This window comes from Robinsoniella sp., assembly GCF_034124845.1.
Genome location: NZ_JAWYAJ010000561.1, coordinates 1 through 1936, shown reverse-complemented (window position 1 = coordinate 1936; position 1936 = coordinate 1). Strand labels below are relative to the sequence as shown.

General features: G+C 45.1%; 3 protein-coding genes. All 3 read right to left on the bottom strand.

Features of this window, described 5'->3' with window-relative positions; genetic code table 11:
* Positions 1-130: type II toxin-antitoxin system PemK/MazF family toxin (locus ACH2DQ_RS27830; RefSeq protein WP_395028725.1), on the bottom strand; the 130-nt coding region annotated here is incomplete at its 3' end.
* A 208-nt stretch (positions 131-338) separates the two neighbouring features.
* Positions 339-1508, bottom strand: coding sequence for an alanine racemase (gene alr, locus ACH2DQ_RS27825; protein WP_394915336.1), 1170 nt, complete (start codon positions 1506-1508; stop codon positions 339-341).
* On the bottom strand, positions 1495-1936 hold a 442-nt coding region (locus ACH2DQ_RS27820), incomplete at its 5' end, for an NAD(P)H-hydrate dehydratase (protein WP_395028724.1). The genes ACH2DQ_RS27820 and alr, both read right to left, overlap by 14 nt.

Genomic DNA, 1936 nt, shown 5'->3' with positions numbered 1-1936 from the left:
TATTTCCAATATCGTTCTGAATGATCAGAACAGGCCGTATTCCCCCTTGTTCGGACCCTATTACCGGCCGCAGGTCCGCATAAAAAATATCTCCGCGTTTAATAATCACACATTTCACACTCCGATTCATACGTTATGGTTAATTAAAGATTAACTCTAGTATTTCCATATTCTTCATGAGTATGCATTTTTGTGTCTTATTCCTGCTGCAATGTACAACGCACACAATAAATTGCGTCATGCACACAGAATATTCGTACTATTCCATGTACATCTGACTTCTGCGGCAGGGATCAGATACTCCGCAGCCTGCTGCAGAGTACGTAACTTACCGGGCATTATTCGTCAAAATAGTCCCTTGTCAACACAATCTCCCCTTTGTGGACATAAATCCTGGGTATCCGTTTTCCAATATCACAGACAAATTCGTACGGAAAACGTCCGCAAATACTGCTTAAATCTTCTACCGGCAGGATTGCCCCCTCGCTCTCCCCAAAAAGCGTAACTTCATCCAATTCCCTTGCTTCATCAATATCACTGATATCCACCATAAACTGATCCATGCAGACTCTCCCCAAAATCGGCGCCTTTTTCCCATGGATCAAAACCCATCCCTTCCCTGACAGGCTGCGGGGATAACCATCTCCATATCCCACCGGAATCGTGGCTACCTTTGTTTTCTTCTCTGTTACAAAGGTACCACCATAACTGACAGGAATTCCTGCTTCTAATTCCTTTATGTAAACAATATGGCTCTTGAGCTGCATTACAGGTTTAAGCGGAACCTTTTCCTTCTTTACTTCTGAAGAAGGATATATTCCGTAAATACTGATACCCGGACGCACTGCATCCATATTCGCTTCCGGAAGATCGATAATCCCTGCACTGTTGCTGCAATGTTTCAGGGGTATCCGGATACCTGCTGCAGATAATTTCTCTAAAAAGTCCTGATAGCGGGCTAACTGCCCCCAGGCACTGGTCTTATCTGCTTCATCCGATCTGGCGAAGTGGGTAAACAGCCCTTCTATCTTAAGGTTTGGTAATTTTGCAATTTCCAGGATCACTTCTATACTCTCTTTTGTGTCTGTAAATCCAATTCTGCTCATCCCGGTATCCAATCCAAGATGAACCGTAACTGTCTTTCCCTGCCTGCCTGCTTCTTCTGACAGCGCTTTTGCAGTATCCCATTTAAATACTACAGGACGTATATCAAGCCTTACCAGCATCTCAAAATGTTCTTCAAATGTGTATCCCAGAATCAAGATTGGCTTTTGGATTTCATTTTTCCTGAGAATCTGAGCCTCTTCCGCAGTAGCAACAGCAAATCCCCAGATATAATCGTAATCTTCCACAAGCTTTGCCACCGGCACGGCGCCGTGTCCGTATCCGTCGGCTTTTACCACTGCAATCATTTTGGCTTTGGGATTCGTATTCGCCCTCATGTTTCTGAAATTTTCTTCCACGGCATCCAAGCTTATGACAGCACAGACCCTGCTATATTTCTGCATGTTCCTTTTCTCCTCTGATCAGTATTTCCTGCAAGCCTTTGATAATATCGGTCGCAAGCATGGCATAGCTTCCACATTTATCCCGCGCGGCATCACCTGCCAGACCATGGAGATACACTCCAAGTCTGGCCGCCTGTGTTTCCGGCATCTTCTGAGCCATTAAGCCTGCAATAATTCCCGTAAGTACATCTCCGGAACCACCTACCGCCATTCCGCTGTTTCCACTTTGGTTTACATAGATTTCCTGCCCGTCTGTTACAATTGTCCTGGCATCCTTCAGCACACAGATTACTCCATGTACGGATGCATAAGTACACGCTGTTTGAAATAGGTTATCCAGAACATCTTTTTTTTCTGCATGACAGAGTCTGCTCATTTCGCCCACATGAGGCGTCACCACTGCCGGACGTTTCCGTTCGTCCAAAGAC

Bases quoted from the DNA above. Each gene is read 5' to 3' on its own strand.
- alr (WP_394915336.1), bottom strand. From the start codon at position 1,508: ATGCAGAAATATAGCAGGGTCTGTGCTGTCATAAGCTTGGATGCCGTG.